Origin of the sequence: Sulfitobacter sp. 1A15258 (genome assembly GCF_043557045.1) — a bacterium.
GTDB classification, from domain to species: domain Bacteria; phylum Pseudomonadota; class Alphaproteobacteria; order Rhodobacterales; family Rhodobacteraceae; genus Sulfitobacter; species Sulfitobacter faviae.
In genome coordinates, this window is sequence record NZ_JBIFFK010000002.1 from 293254 (window position 1) to 317559 (window position 24306).

At 63.5% G+C, this 24306-nt stretch carries 22 protein-coding genes; 15 read left to right on the plus strand and 7 right to left on the minus strand.

Going from position 1 to position 24306, the window contains the following annotated elements; translation table 11 throughout:
- Positions 1 to 17: 17 nt before the first annotated feature.
- The 11 genes from ACGYK9_RS05495 (at position 18) to ACGYK9_RS05545 (ending at position 14457) form a co-directional block, all read left to right on the plus strand.
- Positions 18 to 1004, plus strand: a complete 987-nt coding sequence (locus tag ACGYK9_RS05495; protein ID WP_394413522.1) for a zinc-dependent alcohol dehydrogenase family protein — start codon at positions 18 to 20, stop codon at positions 1002 to 1004.
- A gap of 288 nt (positions 1005 to 1292) precedes the next feature.
- Complete coding sequence (locus ACGYK9_RS05500; protein WP_067268061.1) at positions 1293 to 2273, plus strand: TAXI family TRAP transporter solute-binding subunit; 981 nt, start codon at positions 1293 to 1295, stop codon at positions 2271 to 2273.
- A gap of 111 nt (positions 2274 to 2384) precedes the next feature.
- Positions 2385 to 4628 carry a TRAP transporter permease gene (locus tag ACGYK9_RS05505; RefSeq protein ID WP_394413525.1) on the plus strand — a complete coding sequence of 748 codons (2244 nt, stop codon included), beginning with the start codon at positions 2385 to 2387 and terminating at the stop codon, positions 4626 to 4628.
- Between the two features lie 120 nt (positions 4629 to 4748).
- On the plus strand, positions 4749 to 5660 hold the full coding sequence (locus tag ACGYK9_RS05510; protein WP_067268057.1) for an AEC family transporter: 912 nt from the start codon (positions 4749 to 4751) through the stop codon (positions 5658 to 5660).
- 120 nt (positions 5661 to 5780) lie between these two features.
- On the plus strand, positions 5781 to 6371 hold the full coding sequence (locus ACGYK9_RS05515; protein ID WP_394413528.1) for a TetR/AcrR family transcriptional regulator: 591 nt from the start codon (positions 5781 to 5783) through the stop codon (positions 6369 to 6371).
- A gap of 2 nt (positions 6372 to 6373) precedes the next feature.
- Positions 6374 to 7453 carry an efflux RND transporter periplasmic adaptor subunit gene (locus tag ACGYK9_RS05520; RefSeq protein ID WP_082852162.1) on the plus strand — a complete coding sequence of 360 codons (1080 nt, stop codon included), beginning with the start codon at positions 6374 to 6376 and terminating at the stop codon, positions 7451 to 7453.
- 4 nt (positions 7454 to 7457) lie between these two features.
- Entirely contained in the window at positions 7458 to 10508 is a 3051-nt protein-coding gene (locus ACGYK9_RS05525) for an efflux RND transporter permease subunit (RefSeq protein WP_394413531.1), read from the plus strand.
- Positions 10509 to 10695: 187 nt separating this feature from the next.
- On the plus strand, positions 10696 to 11610 hold the full coding sequence (locus tag ACGYK9_RS05530) for an ABC transporter substrate-binding protein (RefSeq protein ID WP_394413534.1): 915 nt from the start codon (positions 10696 to 10698) through the stop codon (positions 11608 to 11610).
- A 98-nt stretch (positions 11611 to 11708) separates the two neighbouring features.
- Entirely contained in the window at positions 11709 to 12794 is a 1086-nt protein-coding gene (locus ACGYK9_RS05535; protein WP_394413537.1) for an ABC transporter permease, read from the plus strand.
- The gene (locus tag ACGYK9_RS05540) at positions 12791 to 13726 is read left to right on the plus strand and encodes an ABC transporter ATP-binding protein (protein WP_271692076.1); all 936 of its coding nucleotides are present in this window, start codon (positions 12791 to 12793) and stop codon (positions 13724 to 13726) included. The genes ACGYK9_RS05535 and ACGYK9_RS05540 overlap by 4 nt, the downstream gene beginning before the upstream one ends.
- Positions 13723 to 14457, plus strand: a complete 735-nt coding sequence (locus ACGYK9_RS05545; protein WP_394413542.1) for an ABC transporter permease — start codon at positions 13723 to 13725, stop codon at positions 14455 to 14457. The genes ACGYK9_RS05540 and ACGYK9_RS05545 overlap by 4 nt, the downstream gene beginning before the upstream one ends.
- Before the next feature lie 3 nt (positions 14458 to 14460).
- On the opposite strand, the gene ACGYK9_RS05550 is transcribed toward ACGYK9_RS05545, so the two are convergent.
- From ACGYK9_RS05550 to ACGYK9_RS05560, 3 genes are all read right to left on the minus strand, one after another.
- Positions 14461 to 15156, minus strand: coding sequence for a haloacid dehalogenase type II (locus tag ACGYK9_RS05550; protein WP_394413545.1), 696 nt, complete (start codon positions 15154 to 15156; stop codon positions 14461 to 14463).
- Between the two features lie 71 nt (positions 15157 to 15227).
- Positions 15228 to 16532 (minus strand): NAD(P)/FAD-dependent oxidoreductase, encoded by a 1305-nt coding sequence (locus tag ACGYK9_RS05555; protein ID WP_394413548.1) that lies wholly within the window; start codon positions 16530 to 16532, stop codon positions 15228 to 15230.
- Entirely contained in the window at positions 16532 to 17881 is a 1350-nt protein-coding gene (locus tag ACGYK9_RS05560) for a glutamine synthetase family protein (RefSeq protein WP_394413551.1), read from the minus strand. The genes ACGYK9_RS05555 and ACGYK9_RS05560 overlap by 1 nt, the downstream gene beginning before the upstream one ends.
- A 125-nt stretch (positions 17882 to 18006) precedes the next feature.
- Here ACGYK9_RS05560 and ACGYK9_RS05565 point away from each other — a divergent pair, with 125 nt between their 5' ends.
- From ACGYK9_RS05565 to ACGYK9_RS05575, 3 genes are all read left to right on the plus strand, one after another.
- Entirely contained in the window at positions 18007 to 18723 is a 717-nt protein-coding gene (locus tag ACGYK9_RS05565; RefSeq protein WP_394413554.1) for a GntR family transcriptional regulator, read from the plus strand.
- A 103-nt stretch (positions 18724 to 18826) separates the two neighbouring features.
- Positions 18827 to 19909 (plus strand): alpha/beta hydrolase, encoded by a 1083-nt coding sequence (locus ACGYK9_RS05570; protein WP_394413557.1) that lies wholly within the window; start codon positions 18827 to 18829, stop codon positions 19907 to 19909.
- Between the two features lie 90 nt (positions 19910 to 19999).
- Positions 20000 to 20917 (plus strand): MYG1 family protein, encoded by a 918-nt coding sequence (locus tag ACGYK9_RS05575; RefSeq protein ID WP_394413560.1) that lies wholly within the window; start codon positions 20000 to 20002, stop codon positions 20915 to 20917.
- Positions 20918 to 20947: 30 nt separating this feature from the next.
- Here the strand turns inward: ACGYK9_RS05575 and ACGYK9_RS05580 are convergent, their stop codons facing one another.
- The 4 genes from ACGYK9_RS05580 to motA all read right to left on the minus strand — a co-directional run bounded on the left by ACGYK9_RS05580 (position 20948) and on the right by motA (position 23011).
- The gene (locus ACGYK9_RS05580) at positions 20948 to 21286 is read right to left on the minus strand and encodes a peptidoglycan-binding protein (protein WP_067262423.1); all 339 of its coding nucleotides are present in this window, start codon (positions 21284 to 21286) and stop codon (positions 20948 to 20950) included.
- A 182-nt stretch (positions 21287 to 21468) separates the two neighbouring features.
- Positions 21469 to 21894, minus strand: coding sequence for a hypothetical protein (locus ACGYK9_RS05585; protein WP_394413563.1), 426 nt, complete (start codon positions 21892 to 21894; stop codon positions 21469 to 21471).
- On the minus strand, positions 21891 to 22148 hold the full coding sequence (locus ACGYK9_RS05590) for a hypothetical protein (RefSeq protein WP_394413566.1): 258 nt from the start codon (positions 22146 to 22148) through the stop codon (positions 21891 to 21893). The genes ACGYK9_RS05585 and ACGYK9_RS05590 overlap by 4 nt, the downstream gene beginning before the upstream one ends.
- Positions 22145 to 23011 carry a flagellar motor stator protein MotA gene (motA, locus tag ACGYK9_RS05595; protein ID WP_271692066.1) on the minus strand — a complete coding sequence of 289 codons (867 nt, stop codon included), beginning with the start codon at positions 23009 to 23011 and terminating at the stop codon, positions 22145 to 22147. Before motA ends, ACGYK9_RS05590 begins: the two co-directional genes overlap by 4 nt.
- 93 nt (positions 23012 to 23104) lie before the next feature.
- Between motA and ACGYK9_RS05600 the strand changes: the two genes are divergently transcribed.
- Positions 23105 to 24205 (plus strand): hypothetical protein, encoded by a 1101-nt coding sequence (locus ACGYK9_RS05600; RefSeq protein WP_394413569.1) that lies wholly within the window; start codon positions 23105 to 23107, stop codon positions 24203 to 24205.
- Positions 24206 to 24306: the final 101 nt, after the last annotated feature.

The following is a 24306-nucleotide window of genomic DNA, read 5'->3' on the forward strand; positions in this document are numbered from 1 at the left end:
TAACGGGAGATAGACCGATGAAATCCATGACCCTCACCAGCTATGGCGCAGAGGCGCCTTTTGTCGAAGCCGATTTGCCACGCCCCTTGGCCACCCCCGGCCGTGTGGTGCTGCGCGTCAAGGCGACCAGCGTGAACACCATCGACACGATGATCAAGAACGCGGGCAAAGACCTGCCTCTGTCGCCTGACCTGCCTGCCGTTCTGGGCATGGATTTCGCCGGGGTGATCGAAGAGATTGGCGAAGGTGTCACCGGTTTCGCCGTGGGTGACGAAGTCTACGGCTGCGCCGGTGGTCTGGCCGATTTGCAAGGGGCTTTGGCTGAATTCATGCGCGCCGACGCGCGGCTCATTGCCCATAAACCCAAGTCGCTGTCGATGCGCGAGGCGGCGGCCCTGCCGCTGGTAGGCATCACCGCTTGGGAAGGGCTGCACCGCGCGGGCGTCGCAGGGGGCCAGAAGGTGCTGGTCCAAGGCGGCGCGGGCGGCGTGGGCCATTTGGCGGTGCAACTGGCAAAGCACATGGGGGCCGAGGTCTCCTCGACCGGCACCGGGGGTGACCAAATGGCGGTGATCGAAGGCTATGGCGCGCGGGCCATCGACTTCAAAGCCGAGAAGATCGAAGACTATGTGGCCGCCCATACCGCAGGCCGCGGTTTCGATGCTGTTTTCGACACTGTGGGCGGGGCCAATCTGCCGAACTCTTTCGCCGCCGCCGCGCTGAACGGCCATGTGGTGACGACTGTGGCCCTGTCGGAGATCGACCTGACCCCGGCGCATTTCAGCGGGCTGTCTTTGCATGTGGTCTTCATGCTCTTGCCGATGCTGCATGACGTGAACCGCGCGGTGCATGGGGAAATCCTCGGCAAGCTCGCCACGCTGGTGGATGAGGGGGCGGTGAAGCCGCTGCTCGACGAAAAGACCTTTGATCTGAGCGCGGTTGGCGATGCCTATGCGCGGCTGCAAAGCGGACAGGCGATCGGCAAGGTTGTGGTCGACGTCTAAGTCAGGCCGAACACTGATTAATATCACGCCCCGCTGCGCCTCCCGCGCGGCGGGGCTTTTGACGGCCGGCGCCTTCCCTCAATCACTGCCGCTGGCGCGCAACTGCCAAAGAATGCGCCATTGACCCAACGGTAGGCTGCCTCTTTCTCTCTCATCCCCGGTTTCACGGCAAATTCGGACTTGCCTCTGCCTGTCAGTGTACAGTTAATTGGCCGGACAAGCTGAATACAGCGGCGGCGCGCGGCACCCTGTGCCGACGCCCGTTAAGAGCAACCAAGGGAGAGAGACATGAAATTCACCGCAATCCTCGCCGCAAGCACCATTCTGGCAGGCGCTGCCGCCGCTCAGGACATGGATAAATCCGACTGGCCGAGCAGCTTCACCGTGGGCACGGCCAGCCAAGGCGGCACCTACTTCGCCTATGGCTCGGGCTGGGCGAACCTTGTGGCCAAGGAGCTGGGCCTGACCGGCGGTGGCGAAGTCACTGGCGGCCCGATGCAGAACATGGCACTGGTCCACACCGGCGAGGCGGCCTTCGGCATGACCACAATGGGTCCGGCAGCGGAATCGCTGGCTGGCACCAACCCCATCGCCCCCGGTTTGGAAATGACCCAAGCCTGCGCGATGTTCCCGATGTATCAGACACCCTTCTCCGTGACCGCGCTGTCGTCCTCGGGCATCTCCTCGGTCGCTGATATTCCGGCGGGTGCCAAGATCGGCTTTGGCCCGGCGGGCTCTACCTCGGACACCTATTTCCCGCGCATGATGGACACGCTCGGCGTCGAGTATGAGCGCCGCAACGGCGGTTGGACCGATCTGGGCGGCCAGTTGCAGGACGGTCTGCTGGACGTGATCGCCTTTGCTGCCGGTGTGCCGGTGCCTGCGGTCAGCCAGCTTGAGGTGCAGACGGATGTGAACATCATCGAGTTCACCGAGGAAGAGCAGGCCAAACTGCTCGAAGAATTCCCGGTGTCCGAGTTCACCATCGACGCAAGCACCTACACCACGCTGGAAGAGGGCGCGCGCTCGGTCTCCATGTGGAACTTCGCGATTGCCAACTGCGATCTGCCGGAATCCTTCGTCAAAGCGGCTGTGGATGTCGTCATGTCCGACAATGAGCGGATGAAGGGCATTCACAAGGCGGCGGCTTCGACCCTGCCTGAGAACTGGGAGAAGAACACCGTTCTGAAATGGCATCCCGGTGCGGCAGCTTGGTTCAAAGAGAACGCGGATGCCGATATTTCCGACGATATGATCTACGGCAACTAAGCGAACGCCTAGACAAACTTGCATGCCGTCCCTAATCGGGGCGGCATCTTGCCATCATCCCGCCTGATTGTCGGGACAGATCCCGCGCAGATATCGGGAAAGGAAGCCTCCATGACAGACCAGCATAGCGCCGCCGACCCGCAGGGCCCGATTGTCGCCGAAGGGGTCGATGACGAACCGGTAGAAAGCAATCGCCGCATATTCACCGGGCGCACCTATCTGGTCGTTGCGGCCATGTCGGCGATCTATGCCTTCTTTCACATGGCGGCACTCAACGGCATGTCGATCGGAGAGCTGACCGGCATCCGCATCCCGCTTTTGCCGACCTTCCCGATGGAGACGTGGAATTTCCGCATCGTGCACATCGCGGGCGCGCTGATCCTTGGCTTTACCCTCTATTCCGCCCGCGCCTTTGTGGATGAGGGCAAGGGGCAGGGCCGTCATCCGCTGGATTTCGTGGCATGGGCTGCGATGATCCCGGCGCTTTATTCGATTTGGACCGCTTGGAGCATCGCCAGCCAGATCGCTGGCGGCACCCAGTGGAACGGCATGAGCCCCGAGTTCAAGACCCTCGAAATCTATCACTATGGCCTGCCGCTGGTGGCGGCGACGGCCATCGGCATCGTCGTGGGGTGGCTGCGCGGACGCGAGCGGGGGCAGGTTTCGCCTGCGGACCTGTTGCTGTCCATCTGCGGGGTGGCCGTGGCGATTTACCTGATCACAATGTACGGCACCTTGATGCGCAACTCGACGGGCACGCCCTTTGCGCCCATCGGCATCTCTATCGCCGCGGTCGCGGGCACCGCGCTGATCATGGAGCTGACGCGCCGCGTGGCGGGGCTTGCGCTCATCGTGATCTCGGGTGTCTTTCTGGTCTATGTCTTCGTGGGGGACATGCTGCCGGGCTTCCTGAACGCGCCCAACATCCAGTGGACCCGCTTCTTTAGCCAAGTCTACACCGATGCGGGCATTCTGGGGCCCACCACGGCGGTGTCGTCGACCTATATCATCCTCTTCATCATCTTCGCGGCCTTCCTTCAGGCATCGAAGGTGGGGGACTATTTCGTCAACTTCGCCTTTGCCGCGGCGGGCCGCTCGCGCGGTGGGCCGGCCAAGGTCGCGATCTTTGCCTCGGGTCTTATGGGGATGATCAATGGCACCTCGGCGGGCAATGTGGTGGCGACGGGCTCGCTGACCATTCCGCTGATGAAAAAGGTGGGCTACCCGGCCCGGACCGCAGGCGCGGTCGAAGCCGCCGCCTCGACCGGGGGGCAAATCATGCCGCCGATCATGGGGGCGGGTGCCTTCATCATGGCCGAGATCACGGGCATCCCCTATACCGATATCGCCGTGGCGGCGATCATCCCGGCGGTGCTCTACTTCGTGTCGATCTACTTCATGGTGGATTTCGAAGCGGCCAAGCTGGGCATGCGCGGGATGCGTTCCGAGGAACTGCCCAAGCTCAAGGACATGCTGCGCCGGGTGTTTCTGTTCATCCCGATCATCATCCTGATCTATGCGCTGTTCATGGGCTATTCGATCATCCGGGCGGGCACGCTGGCGACGGCGGCGGCGGCAGTGGTGTCGTGGTTCACGCCCTTCCGCATGGGGCCGCGCAGCATTGTCAAAGCCTTTGACCTTGCCGGGATCATGTCGATCCAGATCATCGCGGTCTGCGCCTGTGCGGGCATCATCGTGGGTGTCATCAGCCTGACTGGTGTCGGCGCGCGTTTCTCTTCCGTGCTGCTGGGTCTGGCAGAGGCGAGCCAGTTCCTCGCCCTGTTCTTTGCCATGTGTATTGCCATTCTGCTCGGCATGGGCATGCCCACCACGGCGGCCTATGCGGTGGCGGCTTCGGTCGTGGCGCCGGGGCTGGTGCAACTGGGCATTCCGCTGCTGACGGCACACTTCTTTGTCTTCTACTTCGCCGTCGTCTCGGCCATCACGCCCCCCGTGGCGCTGGCCAGTTACGCGGCGGCGGGGATATCGGGCGCCAACCCGATGGAGACTTCGGTGGCCTCCTTCAAGATCGGCATCTCGGCCTTCATCGTGCCCTTCATGTTCTTCTACAACGGCGCGATCCTGATGGACGGCACGTGGTTCGAGGTGATCCGCGCGGGCGTCACGGCGATCTTCGGGGTCTATCTGCTGTCTTCGGGCATGCAGGGCTGGTTCGCGGGCAGCGGTGCGGCTTGGTTCATCCGGCTGGGTCTGATCCTCGCGGCGCTTTGCATGATCGCGGGCGGTCTGATGACCGACCTCATCGGCATCGCAGCGGCGGCGGTGATCTTTGCGGTCCAGTGGAAGTTGCGCCCCGCACCCGACGCCCAAATCGCGGTACACGGCAGCGATTGACGCGTGATTGATCCATGTCCCGGCCCTTTGGGGCCGGGGCCGCCCGTTTGAGGCAACGCTCCCTGTTGCATCCGGGCCAAGCCGCGCCTAGGGTCCGCGCGATCCTTCCGGGCGGTTAATATGTTCACTATCTTTCTGGCCATCGCGCCGGTCTTCGCGCTGATCCTCATGGGCTATGGCCTGCGCCGGGGCGGCATCCCTTCGACCAAGTTCTGGAACCTGAATGACCGGCTGGTCTATTGGGTGCTGATGCCCGCGCTGTTCTTTGCCAAGATCTCAGCGGCGGACCTCAGTGGTGGCTTGGGCGACTATGCCCTGCTGCTCTACGCTGGGTTCTTTGCAGCGATCTTTTGTGGCTGGCTGTTCGGTCGGGCCTATGCCGCGCCGCAGGGCAGTTCGCTGATGCAGGGCAGTGCGCGGTTCAACACATTCATCGGCCTCGCGATTGCCGAAGCCGTTTTTGGCACGGCAGGGCTACAGATTGCCGTGCTCGGTTCGGCCCTGCTGGTGCCCGTGGTGAATGTGACGGTGGTGACGCTGATGACCCGGCAGTTGGGCGGCGGCGGCAAATCCATCCTTAAAGGCTTGGTCAAGAACCCGCTGATCCTCGGCATTCTGGCAGGCGTGCTTTTCAACTTCGCGGGGCTGCACCATGTGCCTGTCTTGCATGAAAGCGCGCGCATCTTGGGGGATGCGGCGCTGCCGATCATGCTGCTTTGCGTCGGCGCCAACCTGCGGCTGCGCGGGCTGTCCGGCTCGGTCTCGGTCATCGGGCTGTCGATCATCGGCAAACATCTGGTGAATCCGCTGGCGGTGCTGCTGGCCGCGCTGGTGCTGAACCCCGCGCCGCTGACGCTGCAAATCGCGCTGATCTTTGCAGCTCTGCCGACCGGGGTGGCCAGCTATACGCTGGCGCGGGAGATGCGGGGCGATGCGCCCTTGATGGCGGCGATCATCACCACGCAGACGCTGCTCAGCTTTTTCACCCTGCCGCTCACGCTCTATCTCGGCAGCCTGATCTCCGCGCCCTAGAGCGCGCTCCATGCGCGAAACGCGATTGTGATCTGCGCAGGCCGCATGGCGGCGGATTTACAGGTTGACATATTTGGTTCAAATGTCCAATTGCGCCTTGACCCATGTTGAGGAGCCCGCATGACCGAACTCGAAAAGACCGTGCTTGACGCTGCGCTGCATGTCTTTTCCCGCTATGGGGTCAAGCGCACCAGCATGGGTGATCTCTGCGAAGAGGCGGGCGTCTCGCGCCAGACCCTCTACAATCGGTTTCGCAACAAGGATGACATTCTGCGCGGGCTGATTGGGCGTTACACCGAATTGGCGCTGGAAGAGATCGCCGAAGAGATGCCCAATGCGCCCGATCTGGCGGCGCAGCTCGATCTTATTTTCGATCGGATGGTGGTGCGCGGCTATGACACGATGCAGGCGATGCCCAATGCGCAGGATTTCATCGCCGGGGCCAATGCTGTCAGCCAAGAGGCGCTGCAATGTTCCGCCGGGCGTTTTTGCGACGTGATCGCTAAGGTGCTGATGCCCTATGAGGCGTCGATCACCCGCAATGGCCTGAGTGTCGATACGCTGGCCGATTTCATCCAACGTTCCGCCAAGGCCGCTGGCATGCATGCGCTGGACCGTGACCATTTTCTCGCGCAGCTGCGCACCCTCAAACAACTTAGTCTGACCGCCGCCCTTGGGCCCGTGCCGGATGCTATTCATAAGGAAGACTGACCATGGCCAAGTGGCTTGTTGAGACGACGCGCGGGACCGGCGCGGGGCGGGTGTTGGGATTTGCGCTTGCCTTGGCCGCCGGTGTTGCCGCGCCGATGGTGGCTGCCGCCGAAATGCCGGTGGTAAAGCTGCAAACGGTCAAGGTCAGCGACGCCGAGGTTGAGCGTGTGTTCTTTGGCAAGGTGGTTGCACGTGAAACCGTGGACCTTGCCTTTCAAGTCGGCGGTCAGATCGAGGAATTCCCGGTCGAAGAGGGGGCCACGGTCAGTGAAGACACGGTCGTCGCCCGGATGGATCTGGAGCCGTTTCAACTGGCGCTAGAGCAGGCGCAGGCCAATGACGCGCAGGCGCGCCGGACGATGGAGCGTTATCAAAAGCTTGCCGGGTCTTCGGTGGCCGAGGTCAATCTGCAAGATGCGGAAACCGCCGTGACGGTCAACGATATCGCCGTGCGTAACGCCGAGCGCGACCTTGAGAACGCAACCCTCCATGCGCCCTTCGATGCGATCGTCGCCTCGCGGTTGGTGCCCAATTACTCGACCGTCAGCGCAGGAACGCCGGTGGTGCGCCTGCATGACATGTCCGAGTTGCGGGTCGAGATCGACGTGCCCGAAACCCTGTTCCTGCGCGCAGGCCGCGACCCCAGCGTGCGTTTCATGGCCAAGTTCCCGGCCAACGCCAACACCTACCCGATGCAAATCCGCGAATACAACGCCGAGACGGCGGATGTCGGCCAGACCTATAGCATCACCCTTGGGGCGGAATTGCCCGAAGATTTCGTGCCGCTGCCCGGCGCCTCGGTCGAGGTGCGCGCCACGCTGAATATCGGCGGGTCGAGCATCATCGTGCCAGATACCGCCATCGTGGTCGGCAATGACCGTGGCACCTATGTCATGGTCTTTGACCCCACCGGCGCGCGCGAAGGCACCGTGACCCGCACCGCGGTTGAGATCACCCCCACCGCGCGCGGCGATGTCAAAGTCGAAGCCGGGCTTTCCGATGGGCAAGAGATCGTGGTGAGCGGCGCAAGCCAGCTTGAAGATGGTGCCGCCGTGCGCCGCTTCGTCGGTTTCGGAGACTGAGCGCATGGATATCGCACGTCTGTCGATCAACCGCCCGATCTATACTTGGATCATCATGCTAACCTGTCTTTTGGGCGGCATCTGGGGGTTTGCCACCCTTGGCCGTCTGGAAGACCCGGCCTTTACCATCAAAACGGCGGTGGTGGTGACCCAATACCCCGGTGCCTCTGCCGAAGAGGTCGCGCTTGAGGTCACCGAACCGCTGGAATCGCAAATCCAGAAGATGTCCGAGATCAAGGACATCGAATCCATGAATCAGCCCGGTCTGTCGTGGATCACGGTCAATATGCAGGACACCTTTGATGGGTCGGAACTGCCGGAAATCTGGACCAAACTGCGCAACCGCGTGAACGAGGCGGCGCTGCCAAGCGGGGCGACGCAGCCCTATGTGAACGACGGTTTCGGGGATGTGTACGGGCTGTACTACGCCGTCACCGCAGATGGCTATTCCGATGCAGAGGTCAATGAACTCTCCAGCTATCTGCGGCGGGAATTGCTGCTGGTGGATGGCGTGTCGGATGTGGCGCTCTCGGGCGTGCCCAATGAGGTTATCTACGTCGAGCCGCAGCTTGCGCTCAGCACCACGCTCGGCATTCCGCCCACGGCGATTGTCGGCGCGGTATCAAGCGCGAATGAAATTGTTGACGGCGGCGCCATTCAAGACGCGGACGGGCGCACCCTGATCCAGCGGCCCGAAGGCTCTGACAGCGTGTCCGAGATCGCCGCCCTGTCGGTGGGGGTTGGCGGTCAGGTGATCAACCTTGCCGATGTGACCAACATCTACCGCACCCGCGAGGCGAACCCCGATCTGGTGATCCGCCACAACGGGCAGGAGGCCTTTACCCTCGGGGTGGCCGGGATCGCGACCGAGAATATCGTCGATATCGGCAAACGGGTGGACGACAAGCTTGCGCAGCTGCGCGAAACGCTGCCCTTGGGCATCTCGATCGAATCCATCTACCGCCAGCACGCGGTGGTCGAAGAGGCGTCGAACGCCTTTTTGCTGAACCTCGCCATGTCGGTCGCCATCGTTGTGGCCGTGCTGGCCGTCTTCATGGGCTGGCGCGCGGCGGTGGTCGTGGGCTCCACCCTGTTGCTGACGGTGGTGGGGACGCTGTTTTTCATGGCGCTCGGCGCGATTGAGATGGAGCGTATCTCACTCGGGGCGTTGATCATCGCGATGGGGATGCTGGTCGATAACGCCATCGTTGTGGCCGAGGGGATGCAGATCTCCATGCAGCAGGGCAAAAGCTCGCGCGAAGCGGCGACCGAGGCGGCGAGCAAGACGCAGATCCCGCTTTTGGGGGCGACCGTCATCGGCATCATGGCCTTTGCCGGGATCGGGCTGAGCCCCGATGCCACGGGCGAATTTCTCTTCTCGCTCTTTGCCGTGATCGCGATTTCGTTGTTGCTGTCTTGGGTGCTGGCCATCACCGCCACGCCGCTTTTGGGGCACTACTTTTTCAAACGCGGCGTCGAAGGCGGGGCTGGCGGCTATGATGGGGCGATCTTCAAGGGCTATGCCGCCGTGCTGCGTGCCTCGCTCAAGCTGCGCTGGCTGGTGATCGTGGCGCTGATTGCCGGGACGGCGGTGTGCTATGCCCTCTTTGGTCAGATCAAGCAGCAGTTCTTCCCCGACAGCAACACGCCGCTCTACTTTGTGCATTACAAGCTGCCGCAGGGCTCGTCGATCCATCAGACCTCCAGCGATCTGGCCGTGCTCGAGGACTGGCTGGTGGCGCGGGACAATGTCGAAGACGTGACCTCCTACGCGGGACAGGGTGCTGCGCGTTTCATGCTGACCTATCAGGCCGAAGACCCCAACCCCAGCTATGGGCATCTGATCGTTCGGGTGTCTTCGCTTGAGGTGATCCAAGACGAGATGAACGCGCTTGAGGCTTTCGCCGCAGATGCGGTTCCGCAAGGGGAGTTCCGGGCCAAGCGCTTGGCCTTTGGCCCCGGCGGCGGTGCCCCGATCGAGGTGCGCTTCTCGGGCCGCGATCCCAATGTGCTGCGCGATCTCGCGGATGAGGCGATGGACCGGATGCAGGCGGCGTCGGACAATATCATCACCCCGCGTCAGGACTGGCGCGAGCGTGAATTGGTGCTGCGTCCGATCTATGCCGAAGAACGCGCGCAGGACGCTGGCATCTCGCGGACCGAAATCACCGAGACCCTCAAATTCGCCACCGAAGGCACCAGTGGCGGCACCTTCCGCGAGCGGGATCGTCAGATCCCCATCGTGATCCGCGCCCCGCAGGATGCCGATTTGGCGCTGACGGACCATGTGATCTATGCCCAAAACACCAATGCGCTGGTCCCGATGGAGCAGGTGATCGACGGTTTCCGGTTCGAGCCGCAGGACACGCTGCTCTACCGCCGCGACCGGGCCGATGTGATCACCGTGGGCGCGGATATCCCGCGCGGCGTCACGGCGGCGCAGGTGCAGGCCGAGGTGCAGGAAACCATCGAGGCGATGGAAATTCCCGAAGGCTATGCCATGGAATGGGGGGGCGAATTGGAAAGCGCGGGCGAGGCGCAGGCCGCCTTGGGCAAGCAGTTGCCCTTCAGCATCATCATCATGGTTCTGATCTCAGTCCTGCTGTTCAACGCGCTGAAACAGCCGATCATCATCTGGCTCTTGGTGCCGATGGCGGTGAACGGGGTCAGTCTGGCGCTGTTGGGGACGGGGCTGCCCTTTACCTTTACCGCGCTTCTGGGGCTGTTGTCGCTGTCGGGGATGTTGATCAAGAACGGCATCGTGCTGGTGGAAGAGATCGACCTCACCCGCGCCGCCGATCCGACGATGGATCTGAAAGAGGCCATCGTCACCGCCTCGACCTCGCGTTTGCGCCCGGTCTTCCTTGCCGCCGCGACGACCATTCTAGGGATGCTGCCGCTGTTGTCGGATGCCTTCTTCCAGTCGATGGCGGCGACGATCATGGGCGGGCTGGCCTTTGCCTCGGTCCTGACGCTGATCGCGGCACCGGTGCTCTACTTCCTCTTCTTCAAGCGCAGCGCCGCGCGTAAGGCGGAGGCCGCCCGCGCCGCCTGATCGGCGCGTGGCGGCAAGGCAAAGGGCGCGTTCGGTCAATCCGGGCGCGCCCTTTGTCGTACTCGGGGCGGTAAAAATTCCGCGCCGCTGTGCAATCCCGCCTTGGTTTCGCGAAAATGCCAGCTACCTTACCGTTTTCAAACGGCATGTCGCCGTGTCAGGCCATTGTTTCAAGGAGTTCTCGCCCATGGGTCCCCGCATTCTTTCCACTGCCGTAGCCGCTGGCCTTGCCGCCACTCTGGCCTCTGCCGCCTCGCCGGAGATCACCGTATCGTCGAAGATCGACACCGAAGGCGGCCTGTTGGGCAACGTCATCGCACTGGCGCTCGAAGATGCGGGCCTGCCGGTAGAGCGGCGTCTGCAACTGGGCGGCACACAGGTCGTGCGCGAAGCGATCCTGTCGGACCAGATCGACATTTACCCCGAATACACCGGCAACGCGGCCTTCTTCTTTAACGAAGCGGAAAGCGATGTCTGGAAAGACGCGGCCAAGGCCCATGCCCGTGCCAAGGAATTGGACGGCGGTGAGAATAACGTCACATGGCTCGACTCCGCACCGGCCAACAACACTTGGGCCATCGCCGTGACCGGCCCGGTGGCCGAGGAAAATGACCTCACCACCATGTCCGATTTCGGCGCATGGGTGGCCGAGGGCGGTGAGGTGAAGCTCGCCGCCTCGACCGAATTCGTGTCCTCTCCGGCTGTTTTGCCCGCGATGCAAGAGACCTATGGTTTCGAGCTGAGCCAAGACCAGACCGTGATCCTGTCGGGCGGCGACACAGCGGCGACCATTCAGGCGGCGGCGCGTGGCACATCGGGCGTGAACGCGGCGATGGTTTACGGCACCGATGGCGGCGTGGGGGCCACGGGGCTGGTGGTGATGGAAGACGACAAGGGCGTGCAGCCGGTCTATGAACCCGCTCCCATCGTCCGCGCCGAGGTGTTGGAGGAATACCCCCAGATCGCCGAAGTTCTGAACCCGATCTTCTCCGGGCTCGACATGGCGACGCTGCAAAAGCTGAACGGTCGGATTCAAGTCGGCGGGGAGCCGGCGGAAGCCGTGGCACGCTCCTATCTGACCGAGACCGGGGTGCTGGACTGATCTCCGCCGCCCGCACAATAACTGGCCCCGGCGCAGGGATTTCTGCGCCGGGGCTTTTGTTCGCTGTGCTGGGCGCGGCAGCGCTTTGCGTGCCTTTCATGACCCTTGCCGCCAACCGGATCGTGGCGGGCGAAGGGGTGATGGCATGGGGCGTGGCCAGTCTGCCGATGGTACTGCCGGGGCTTGCGGCGATCGGGGCGGGGCTGCTGATGGGGCTGCCTGCGGGCCGCAATGGCCTGCGTATTGCTGGGGCGGCTTTGGGCTTGGGCGGGCTGTTGTGGCTGGTGACCCAAGGCGCCTCCGGCCTGCTGGCCGAAGCGGGTGACTACGCCCGTGTCTCGCCCTCAGTAGGCTTTTGGTGTCTGCTGGTCGTCTTCATGCTGCTCATGGCAGATGCTCTTGCCGCGATGGCACCGGGGCCGCTGATGCGGGGGGCCGTGCTGGCGGGCGTGTTTGCGGTGCTTGGCGCGATCCTGTGGTCGGGGGCGCTGTCGGAGCTTTCGGTGATGCAGGAATACGCCAGCCGGGCCGATGCCTTTGGCCGGGAGTTCCTGCGCCATCTCGGGCTGGCCTTCGGCTCTCTCGCCGCGGCCGCGGTGATCGGCTTCCCGCTTGGCGTGCTCTGTCACCGTCTTGCCGGGCTGCGCGGGGCCACCTTGCCGGTGCTGAGCTTTTTGCAAACCATCCCCTCGCTGGCCATGTTCGGGCTGATGATCCCGATCCTCGGCTGGGTGGGGGCCAATTTGCCGGGCGCGCGTGCGCTTGGCATCGCTGGCATCGGCTTTGCGCCCGCCTTTCTGGCGCTGGTGCTCTATTCGCTGCTGCCTGTGGTCGGCAATACCGTGGCGGGGCTGGCCTCTGCCCCGCCTGCGGCGCTTGAGGCGGCGCGCGGCATGGGGATGACACCGCTGCAACGGCTGTTGCGGGTGGAACTGCCGCTTGGCCTGCCGATCATCCTCACCGGGCTGCGCATCGTCTTGGTACAGAACATCGGGCTGGCCGTCATCGCCGGACTGATCGGCGGCGGCGGGTTTGGGACATTCGTCTTTCAGGGGCTGAACCAAACGGCGACCGACCTGATCCTGCTGGGTGCCCTGCCGACCGTGGTGCTGGCCCTGACGGCGGCCATCGTGATGGACATATTGGTCGAACTGACCCGCAAGACCCCGAAGGACAGCGCATGATCGAGATCGACCGCATTACCAAGACCTATGGCGACATTCGCGCGGTGGATTCCGTATCCATGACGGTTGAGACGGGCACGATCACGGTGATCGTCGGCACCTCCGGCTCAGGCAAGACCACGCTGTTGCGGATGATTAATCGGTTGGAGGAACCGACCTCGGGCGAGGTGCGGATCAATGGCGACTCCACGCTGTCGGTCAAGCCGCATATCCTGCGGCGGCGCATCGGCTATGCCATTCAGGGCCACGGGCTGTTCCCGCATCACAAGGTGGGGCGCAATATCGGCGCGGTGCCGCAATTGTTGGGCTGGCCGCGCGAGAAGATCGCGGCGCGGGTGGATGAGCTGCTTGCGCTTTTCTCGATGGACCCCGCGCAATTCCGCGACCGTTATCCGGCGGAGCTTTCGGGCGGACAGCAGCAGCGGGTTGGCGTGGCGCGAGCCTTGGCCTCAAGGCCCGATCTGTTGCTGATGGACGAACCCTTTGGCGCGCTCGACCCAATCATTCGCACCCGCGCGCAGGAAGACCTGCGGCACATCCAGCAGCGGCTGGGGTCGACCATCATGCTGGTGACCCACGACATGGAAGAGGCGATCCGGCTGGGCGACCGGGTGGCGGTCATGGATGGCGGGCATCTGGTGCAGCACGGCACGCCTGCCGAGATCATCGCCGCGCCCGCAACGGATTTCGTGGCGGATATGGTCGGCGATGTGGAACGGCCCTTGCGGCTTCTCTCGCTGATCCCCGTGGCCGAATTGGTAGAAGAGGGTGCCGCCGAAGGCGAGGCGCTGCCCGCCGATGCCAGCCTGCGTGACGCGCTGTCGGCCTGCCTGTGGACGGGGCGCGAGGCGGTGCCGGTGGCAAAAGACGGGGTGCCGATGGGCCGCGTGACCCTCGATGCAATCCGCGCAAGGGCAGGGCAGCACGCATGAGGATCGGCTGGTTCCTGCGGCCGCTTCTGGTGGCGGTGCTGCTGGCTTTGGTCCTGCGGCCTGAGTGGTTCACCCCGCTGCTTGCGCCCTTGGCTCCGGAGAATGGTCCGGTGATCTACGCCCGCGCCTCGCTCTTGTCGCTGTCGCTGAGCCATCTGGCGCTGGTGGCCATGGCCTCGGCTGCGGCGACGGTGGTGGCGGTGACGCTGGCGGTCCTCGTGACCCGCCCGGCGGGCGCGGCCTTTCGCCCGCTGTCGCGCACCATCACCAATATGGGCCAGACCTTTCCCCCCGTGGCGGTGCTGGCGCTGGCCGTTCCGGCCCTGGGTTTCGGGGCGGGGCCGACGCTGGTGGCGCTGTTTCTCTATGGCCTGCTGCCGATCTTCGAGAATGCGGTCACCGGCCTCACCAACCTGCCGCCCGCCACGATGGAGGCCGCGCGCGGCATCGGGCTCAGCCGTTGGCAGCGGCTCTGGCGGGTGGAGCTGCCGCTTGCCCTTCCGGTAACGCTGACGGGCATTCGGCTGTCGGTGGTTATCGCGCTTGGGACGGCGACCATCGGCTCGACTGTGGCGGCACGGACCTTGGGGGAGGTGATCATCGCGGGGCTTTTGACCAATAACACCGCCTTCGTGGTGCAGGGCGGGCTGGCGGTCGGCCTGTTTGCGGTGCTGATCTATGACGCCATGGTGCAGCTTGAAACGCGGTTGGCGCGGCGCATGGGCGGCTGAGGATCAGCGCCCGTTCGCGGCGATGATCTGCTCGGCCAAATCCGCCAGATCGTCCGAGAGGTAGTGCGGCTGCGGCACCTCTTGCACCTCGATCAGGTTGTTGTTGGGCCGGGTGAGGAAGGCCCCCTGACAGCCCGCCGCCTGCGCGCCGATGGTGTCCCACAGATGGCAGGCCACCATGCAGAGATCATCGGTTTGCAGATCAAGCGCCTCGGCCACCATCTGGTAAGTCGCCGGATGAGGTTTAAACTTTGCGACCGCGTCGATGCTGAAGCTCCGCTCGAAGAACTCGGCGATCCCGGCTTTCTCCAACGGGGTCGGTGCGGGGGACGGGGGCGAATTGGTCAGCGTGACCAGCCGAAACCCCGCCTCTTGCAGACTGCGCAGGGCAGGGGCGACATCCGCGTGGGCGGGCATGGAGCCGATGAGGGATTTCAGCTCGGCCAGATCCTCATCCGTCACCGCCACGCCTTTGTTCGCGCCGACCATCCGCAAGACGCCCCCCGCCAGCGCCCCGAAGGGCGCGTAGCGGCCAGAGAGGGTCATGGTCTGGGAATAGAGGATCAGCTCGGCAAACCATTCGCGCAGGACCGAGGCATTGCCGAAGAGGCGCGCGAAGAGCGGCTCCAACGTGGTGATGTCGAGCAGGGTCTCGTTGACGTCGAAGACGATCACGGAGGCGGGCTTTTGATCGGGCATGGGGGTCCTTCCACTCATGACGTGCGCCGTGCCCGCCACTGTGAAGAAACCCCCAGCCCTGTCAAAAGGTTTCAGACACCCAAACGGTCGCGCAGCCCGTACCACCACGACCCCACGACCGAATAGGGCACGCGGAACATGCGCCCGCCGGGGAAGGGGAACCATGGCACATTGGCGAAGACGTCAAAGCGGGTGAGGTCGCCGTCGATCGCCTCGGACAGGATGCGCCCGAAGGTATGCGAACCGGTCACGCCGTGGCCGCTGTAGCCATGCGCGAAATAGGTGTTGTCACCGATCCGGCCCATCTGCGGCACGCGGCTGAAGGAAAGTGCGAAATTCCCGCTCCAGGCATAGTCGATCTTCACGTCTTTCAACTGGGGGAAGACCTTGTCCATATTGCGTTTGAGCTTGGCCTTGATGTCGCGCGGGTCCGCGCCGCCATAGACGGTGCCGCCGCCAAAGAGCATCCGTTTGTCACCTGACAGGCGGTAGTAGTCGAGGATATAGCGGATGTCTTCGACGCAGGCATCGGTGGGCAGCAGCGCATGGGCCTGCGCCTCGTTCAGCGGTTCGGTGGCCATCACTTGGGTCGAGACGGGCATCACACGCGGGGCCAGCGTCGGCACCACATGGCCGAGGTAGGCATTGCCGCAGAGCACCAGTGTCTTGCAGGTCATCGTCCCCTTGGCCGTGCGAACCACGGGGCGGGCGGCCTCGTGATCGACATCCGTGACAGGGGACATCTCATAGATCGTGCCGCCGTTCTTCTCAAAGGCAGCCGCTTCGCCGAGGGCGAGGTTCAGGGGGTGCATATGGCCACCCGAATGGTCGATCAGCCCGCCTTCGTAGAGGTCGGAATTGACGTGGGCGCGCAGTTGGTCCTTGTCCAGCATCTCTTGATTGTCGATGCCGTAGCTTTGCCAGAGCTTCTGCCGCTCCTCCAACTCGCGCATATGCGCCGTGGTGAGCCCGGTGAAGATGTTCTTGTCCTTGAGGTCGCATTGGATGTCATAGGTGCGGACCCGCTCGCGGATGATCTCGCCACCCTCTTGCACCAGGCCGGCGACAAAGGTCGCGGTGTCCTGTCCATAGCGGCGCTTGATCGTTTGCAGGCTCGCGTTCAGCCCGTTAACGATCTGCCCGCCATTGCGCCCCGAGGCCCCCCAGCCCACGCGCGCGCCTTCGATGATGGCGACCTTATAGCCCTTTTCGGCCAGATGCAGGCCGGTCGACAGACCGCTGTAGCCCGCGCCGACGATGCAGACGTCAATCTCGTGATCGCCCTGCAATTCGGGGCGCGCGGGGGCAGGGTTGGCCGAGGCGGCGTAGTAGCTTGACGTATGGCTGCCGTCTCCGGCGTAGGGATGGCGCGACATCAGACGATCTCCAGATAGGTGTCATATTCGAAATGGGTTACTTGCCGCGCGAATTTGCGTAGTTCCTGCGTCTTGCATTCGACCATCATGGTCTGCAACCGGGCAGAGAACAGGCCGGGCACATCCGGCCCCTTGCGGAAGGCATCGATGGCCGTGGCCCAGTCGAGCGGCAGGTTGTCGAGCTTCATTGTATAGGCGTCGCCGGTGATCGGGGCCACGGGCTGCATGTCCTGCTCGATCCCCAACAGCGCGCCGCCCAGGATGCTGGTGAGCACCAGATAGGGGTTGGCGTCGGCCCCGGCGACGCGATGCTCGATGCGGCGGGCCTTGGGGTCGCCGCCCGGGATGCGGATTGCGGCGGTGCGGTTCTCATAGCCCCAAGCGACATTGGTTGGCGCATGGGCACCCGGCAGCAGGCGGCGGTAGGAGTTTTCATGCGGCGCGAAGGTCAGCGTATTTTGCTGCATCGTGGCCAGCAGTCCGGCGACGGCGTTGAGCATCAGAGCCGTGCCTTCCTCCCCGCCATTGTCGAAGACATTGACGCCGTTTCCATCCACCAAGGAGAAGTGAACGTGAAAGCCGCTGCCCGCCAGATCGCCATAGGGTTTGGCCATGAAGGTGGCGGCGAAGCCGTGTTTGCGGGCGATGCCGCGGACCAGACGTTTGAACAGCACCGCGTCATCGGCGGCGCGCAGCGGATCGTCCACATGGCGCATGTTGATCTCGAACTGCCCCGCCCCGTTTTCCGAAATGGCCGCATCCGCCGGGATGCCCTGCAACTCGCAGGCGTCGTAGACCTCGTTCAGGAACTCATCGAAATGCTGCAACTCGTCCAGCGACAGCGCGCCGTCGGAATCCAGCCGTTTGCCCGTGACCGGGGAGCAGGGGGCCTGCGGGTGATCCTCGGTCGGATCGAAGAGGTAGAACTCCAATTCCGTGGCGACCACCGGGGTCAACCCGCGCGCCTTGAACCGCGCGGCCACCTCGGCCAGCGCGCGGCGCGGATCGCCGGGGAAGGGCTTGCCGTTTTCCTGACGCATCCAGAGCATGGCGAGCGCCGTGGGGCGCGTGGTCCATGTGATCGGCATCAGGGGCCGCCCGGTGAAATCGCAGAGCCCGTCGGAATCCCCGGTCTCGAACACCAACTCGCTATTTTCGACATCCTCGCCCCAGATATCCATGCCGACGATAGACAGCGGCAGGCGCAGCCCGCCTTCGACGACTTTGGACACCTGATCGGCGGGCACCCGTTTGCCGCGCATGGTGCCGTTGAGGTCACAAACGCAGGCAAAGATCGATTCGATCTCGGGATGTTGCGCCAACCACGCTTCGGCTTTGCTCTCGGACATGGGGTTCCTTTCGATATCGAACCTGAAAATGTGATACCATTTGTTAGAATGTCATATCACTATCCGCTTGTCTGTCAATTGCCCCCGCGCGTATGGTCAGCGACGAAAGACCAAAGGCGGCCCAAATGATCGACACCGATAACGATGCGCTCAACATTCCCGAAATTCCCGAAATTCCAGGCGGGACGACGCAAGAATATGTTTACGAGCGGCTGCGCAATGCGATCATGCTGGGCGCGATCACGCCCGGCACCTCGCTGACCATGCGCGGCATTGCGGAGCGGCTGGGCCTCAGCCCGACTCCGGTGCGCGAGGCGGTGCGGCGGCTGAGTTCGGAATATGCCATCCTGATCAAGGACAACCGCCGCTTGACCGTGCCGCTGATGACCCCCGAGCGGTTCGAGGAGCTGGTCGCCCTGCGCATCGCGGTTGAGACCCACGCCGCCCTGCGCGCCTTGCCCTATATCTCGGACATCGTGATCGACCGCCTGACCGAGATCGACGGCAGCATGGACCGTTTCGTGGCCGAGAAAAACGCGGATCAACTGACGCTGCTGAACCAAGCCTTCCACCGGATGCTTTACTCCGTGAACCCCGCGCAGGCGTCCTTGCCGATGATCGAAAGCATCTGGCTGCAACTCGGCCCTTTCCAGCGGCAGGTCATCACCGAGGTGGCGGAATACTATCAGATCGACCGCCACAAAGAGGTGCTGGCCGCCCTCACTGCCCGCGATGGCGCGGCGCTGAGCGCGGCGATTGCCAATGACATCGTCGACGGCGTGCTCGACACGGGCCGCAAGCTGTTGGCGGCAGAGGCGGGCAGAGAGAGGGGGCTTCCGTAGGTGAAAAGCGGGGCTGTTTCGTCGCAGTCGCAGGGGCCTTTCGCCTATGACTTTATGCGCCGATTGGGCTAGAACTGCGCCGAACGAAGGGCCGGGGGGCGTTATGCAGGGACATGGGATTGGGGGCCGGGGGCTACAGACGCTCTGCGCGGTTGCGGTGGTCTTGCTGGCGGCCTGCGCACCGCGCCCGGGCGGGGAGACTTTGACGGTGGTGCCCGAGGCCGAAGCTGCGCAGAGTTTGGCGATCACCGTGGCCTCGACCCGCGGGCGCGATCCGCAGGCCGGCACCTATACCGACGCCCGCGCGCGGGCGCTGAATTACGAGCGGTTCACCATCGCCATCCCGCCCGACCATGAGGCCAGCAAGATCGAATGGCCGGGTGAAACCCCCGATCCGAACCGAAGCTTTGCGGTGACGGCCCGCGATCCGCTGCCCGCGCTCGATATCCACCGCAGCGGGCGGGGGCGGCAGGATGTGATGGTCTTTGTCCACGGCTACAACCAGACCTTTCCGGAATCGCTTTTTCGGTTGGCGCAGGTGACGGCGGATGGGCATTTGCCCGAGCAGCCAATCCTCTTCGCTTGGCCCTCTGCCGGGACGGTAGTGGGCTATGTCGCAGATAAGGACGCGGCGGCCTATTCGCGCGATGAACTGGCCGCCATGCTCGGCACCCTCGCCGCCGATCCCGACGTGGGCGAGATCACGCTTTTCGGCCACAGCATGGGCGGCTGGCTGGTGGTGGAGGCGCTGCGGCAGTTGCGCCTGTCGGGGCAGGATGAGGTGATCGCGCGGCTGAGCGATGTGGTCCTCGCAGCGCCCGACATCGACGTGGATGTCTTTCGCAAACAGGTCAAGGTGATCGGGCCGCTTGATCCGCCCATGGCCATCCTTGTCGCGCCGGATGATCGGGCGCTGCGCATCTCGGCGGGGCTTGCCGGGGCGCGGCCTCGGATCGGGCGCACCAGTGCCAGCTCCCCCGCGGTGCAGGCGCTGGCCAAACGCTATGGCGTCTTGCTGGTCGATATCTCGGCCATTGGCGCGGTAGACGGCACCCATCACAACCGCTTTGCCTCTCTCGTGCAGTTGATGCCGGAACGGCGCGATGGGTTGGCGCAGGCCCGGGCGCAGGTGGGGGCCTTCATCCTCGACCCCGTCTCGGCCACGCTGGTCGCGCTGTCGCGCTAGGGCGGGCGGCTTGCACTTGGCCTGCGCCGCGCAGTATGGGGGCGCAAGCCACCATTGACCGATTTCCCCAGCCGCAGCGGAGCCACCCACATGACCATCACCCATCTCGTCACCCATTCGGGCGGCTTTCACGCGGATGAGCTTTTGTCCTCCGTCATCCTGACCCGGCTCTACCCGGAGGCGGTGCTTATGCGCAGCCGGGATGCCGCGTGGATCACCCCCGGCGCGGGGCGGATCATCTATGACGTGGGCCGCGACTATGACGCCGACGCGCTGATCTTTGACCACCACCAGCGCCCCGGACCGCTGCGCGAGGATGGCCAGCCCTACAGCTCTTTCGGGCTGATCTGGCAGCACTATGGCCGCGACTATCTGCGCAGCTTTGACGTGCCCGAGGCGGATGTGGAGGATATCCACCACAGTTTCGACCAAGGCTTCGTGTTGCCGGTCGACCTGATCGACAATGGTGCGCTTGAACCCTCGGTCGCGGGGCCGCTGGCGGGCATGACCCTGCCGGTGCTCTTGGAGACGCTAAAGCCCGTTTTTGACGAACGGGGTGAGGATGCCGACGACCGCGCCTTCATGGCCGCCCTGCCTGTCGCGCGGGCCTTTGTGGAGGCCGCGATCAAGGGCAAAGCCGCCAAACGCCGGGCCGAGGCGATGGTGATGCAGGCGATTGAGGCGGCAGGCCGCGGGCGCGTCTTGGAACTGCCCACGGGCATGCCCTTCCGCTCGGCGGTGGAAAAGGCCGGGGCCGATCACCTGCTCTTCGTCGTGCATCCGCGCGGGGACGATTGGGCCCTGACCACGATCCGCAAAAGCGGTGATAGTTTCGAGGCCCGCGCCGATCTGCCCGAGGCTTGGGCCGGGCTAACGGATGCCGAATTGGAGGCCGCAAGCGGCGTGCCGGGGGCCAAGTTCTGTCATAACGCGCGGTTCATTGCCGTGGCGGCAAACCGGGACGCGGCGCTGCGCATGGCCGAACTGGCGGTTGCGGAAGCGGGGTAAGGCCGAGGCCCGAAAGGGCCCCGGGCGCAGTCACATATAGGCGTCGGAGGTCAGGAAAAACATCGTTTCGCTGACCTGAACCTCATGGGCAAACGTCCAGGTCGGCGCGTGGCGTTGGTAGCGGTCGGAGGCCATGAGCGCGCGAAAGGCGGCTTCGGTTCCCGGCCCCCATGCGCCGTCGATGGCCCCCTTGTAATAGCCCTCGTGTTTCAGGCTGTCCTGTACCATCCTGCGCGCGCCAAGGTCGCGGCTTTGGAACAGGGCGCGCACCTCGGCAAGGGTAACCTCCGCCGATTGCGCGCAGAGCGGGCTGACGCTCAACGACGCGGCACCGATGGCGGCGGCGGTGAAAAATCCTCTTCGCTTCATCGTAAATCCTTTCAAACTATGCCGAAGCCGGAATAAAAACGCGGTGGCCTCGGCGCCCCCTCCCCAGGGCGGCATTTTCAATGGGGCTTTGATGGAATCGAATTGCGGTTTTTTCTTGTCCGGTATTCGCTATTTAGGGGAATTTTCGGAATTAGTTCCCGTAAATGGATATGGCCGTGTAATTATCGTTGATCGCCCAGCCAGATCGACAGAAACCCTTCGGCTTGGGCGGCGGTCTCGGCTTCTTGCAGGGCATGCCTGCGGGCCTCGGCCCGGCGGTTGCGGATCAGGTCGATGCGCTTGGCCTCGGCGAAAAGCCCGTTCAGCCTGTCGTGGATCCCTGCGCTGTCGGCGCGCAGCCGCTCGGCCTCGGCTTCCTTGCGGTGGATGGTTTCCGAGACATTGCGGATGAAGGCCGAGACCACGCGCGTCGATTCCACGGCGTCGGGGTCACCCCGGTCGTTAAGCTGCTCCATGAGGCTGTGGCGTTCGTTCTCGATCTGGGTCAGCGCGCGGTTCACCTCGGCCATCTCCAGCGCGACATTCTCCATCTCAAAGCGTTTCAGCCGCGACAAAACAGCCAGCCCGTCGCCGCGCTTTGGCTTCACTGCTCTGTGCCCTGTGACAGAACGATGAGCCGCTCGCGCATCCGTTCCAGCACCTCGGCGTCGAGCAGCGGCAGCCCCTCCATTGGGGGGACATGGCCGATGACACCGTGGCGGCGCATGGAATTGGGCAACCGGGCCTCTGCTTCGGCGGCTGCGTCGACCTCTTCCGCGTCCTTTTCCTTGGCCGGTCCCGCCGCCAGCGCTGGCCCAGCCAAGAGCGCGATGAGTGCGATCAGGGGCAGGGGGCGCTTCATACCGCAGGCAGTTCGCGCTGCGAGGCCTCCACGGCGGAGAAGTTCGGCTGTTTCGTCGTGGGAATGTTGCCGCGGCCCAGTTCGATGCAGATGCTTGGCGGGTGGCCTGCCACGATGGCGACGATGACATCACGGATCACGGTATAGATCGCGCCGTCTTCCTCTTCGATCTGCTCCAACCGGCCCGCGATGGGCTGCACCATGCAATAGGCAAGGAAAACACCAAGGAACGTGCCCACCAAAGCGCCGCCAATCATTGCGCCAAGGATCTCTGGCGGTTTGTCGATCGAGGACATTGTCTTGATCACCCCCAGAACCGCCGCAACGATGCCGATGGCGGGCAGGCCGTCGGCCATGCTCTGGATCGCGCGGGCCGAAACGAGCGCCTCATGGTGGTGCTTTTTGATCTTTCGGTTCAACACGTCTTCCATCTGGAAGCGGTCGTCAAATTGCATCGACATCATGCGAAAGCTATCGGCGATGAGGTCGGTCAGGAAGTGGTCCTTCATCAGCTTGGGGTAGCGTTGAAAGATCGGGCTCGCTTCGGGGTTTTCGATATGCTCGTCCATCGCGACGATGCCCTTGGTCTTATAAAGACGCGCCAGTTCGAACATCAGCGCCAGCAGATCGTTGTAATCCGCCGCCTTCCAGCGCGGCCCCTTGATCACACGCATCACCCCGGCCAGCGATGACTTCACCACCGAGAAGGAGTTGGCGATCACGAAGGCCCCCAGAGAAGCGCCGCCGATCATCATGCCCTCGTAGGGGAGGGCGTGCAGGACGATGTCCATATTGCCCCCCGACAGCATGAAACCGCCAAAGACCAGACCGAAGACCATTACAAGACCAAGCAAGAGTGTCATTGCTGCACACGCCTCCAAAAAGAAACTATTCTTACTTTATCCTTGAGCGAATGGGTCTATACAAGTATTATCTAGGAAAGAACTTGGGTTTCTATGATGAATAGTGGTTTTTCGGTCAAAGAAGAGTTGAAGGATGATATCGACGCTCTGCAAGAGCCCGATGCCTTCGCCTATTTCGTCGATCCCTCCGAGCTTTCGGTGCTCGTGCCGGGCTGGCCCGAAGAGATGCGGCTGCTGCTGTGCATGGATGCCGCCGGTCTTTGCGAGTTCGTGGTCTTTCACAATGACGAAGAACATGCGGTTTTCGATCGGGTAGCGGATATCCTCGACCGTCCCGTGGGCAGCTTTGCCGTCAGCCCCGAGGTTGAGGGCCACCCCTGCCGTAGGCTGTTGTTTTCTGAGGAAAATGCGCTGTTGAAGGCCATTCAAGACAGCAAAACGCTTGAGGAAACGGCGGCGGATTATCTGATCAACTACAATTTCGCCCGCGAAGAGGGGCTGGATTTCGACGAGCTGATGCGTCAGCGGCCCGAATTGGACCAGTTCCAACGCGTTAGCACCAACAAGATCTTTCCCATCGGCAACCGCAAGCGCCGCAAGCTGCGCTCGGGCCCGCCCGAAGGCTATATGCCCTCTGCCGAGGTGCAGCCGGGGGAGTGTTTCTACGTCCGTCTTGAGATGTGGCTCGCCGGGGGGCGCATGCGAATCGCCTCCAACCCGGAACAGCCGCTGCCCATGGTGCCGACCTTGGTGCGTGACATCGCCTTTCGGGATGATTTCGCATCGGTTTATATCCCCCGTGACACGCTGGCGGCTGAGTGGCGGCCCAAGGATGACATGGTGATCGACATCCCGGCTGAGCTCTTCCCCGCAGGCTTTAGCGACAGCTGCGCGCGGCGCGAAGTGAAGGTCGCGGTCATGCCGCGCGGCATCTTTGTGGAGTTCGGCGCGCCGATCGAAGTGCCCCCGGCGCCCGAGCCTGAGTTGCTCGACCCCGCCGCATTGGCGCCGCAGCCGCCCGCGCCCCGCAAGAGCCTGTGGAAGTCCCTGCATGTGCCGCTGATCGCGGTGGCAGGGCTGGGGGTGACCGGTCTGTTCAGCACGATCATCGCCCAGACCACCGGCAATGACGTAGCCCCCGATCCGGCCCCGAAAAGCGCGATCTTCAAAACCGTCGCGCAGATGGAGCCGTGATGCATTCCGCACGATATGGCGAAAAAGTGCTTGCCAATGCTTGCGCGGGTTCCAAATACAATTCGAATCGTGATAAGAATAAACGGCGAAGAATTATTTAT